This window comes from Actinomyces sp. S6-Spd3, from assembly GCF_000758755.1.
Lineage (GTDB): Bacteria > Actinomycetota > Actinomycetes > Actinomycetales > Actinomycetaceae > Pauljensenia.
Genome location: NZ_JRMV01000174.1, coordinates 1 through 619 on the forward strand (window position 1 = coordinate 1; position 619 = coordinate 619).

Annotated in this window: 1 protein-coding gene; it reads left to right on the top strand. The window is 49.1% G+C overall.

The features are described from left to right. Positions 1-42: 42 nt before the first annotated feature. Positions 43-619: hypothetical protein (locus HMPREF1627_RS10665; protein ID WP_234305182.1), on the top strand; the 577-nt coding region annotated here is incomplete at its 3' end.

The following is a 619-nucleotide window of genomic DNA, read 5'->3' on the forward strand; positions in this document are numbered from 1 at the left end:
TTGGTAGACATTGGTGGACAACGACTTCAGGCGCAAGCTGGTTTGACTTCGACTGACGGTAGCCAGTTTTTCTTAGCACCAGGCGGATTTAACAGAATTGTGGCCCTCACGGTCACAGATTCTGGATTATTGGTTGGAAGTAATGTAATCCAGGGGTGGGTAGATCCTCCGGAAAATGTTCATGCTGAGCGTTATGGCGATGACGTAAAGATATCGTGGAATTGGTCGCGAAATGATGCGAAGGTAGACGTTTCGTGGGTTGTTGACGGTATTCCGAGGACGCGAACGTTTACCCATGCACGATACCGACGTGACGGTGGAGCTAACCTTAAGAACGCTGATCTCATAACTGACGTAGAACTTAGAACAATTGTCTCAATTGAGGGCGAGCAGTGGAGTTCCCCGAAGGTCTCAGTACCGCTCGAAAAGGTAGCACATCCCCCTGTTCTTCAATACGCGGTGCGACTGAAGAAAAGACTATTTGGAAATACGGTCGCTCACGTAAAGATTGAGGGTCAGGGTGAGCTGGAAACATTAGAAGTCGCTGTAGTAGTCAAACGGGGTAGGTACATACCTCTCAGCATTGATGACGGGCGTGTGATTGCGCATGAGACGCTTG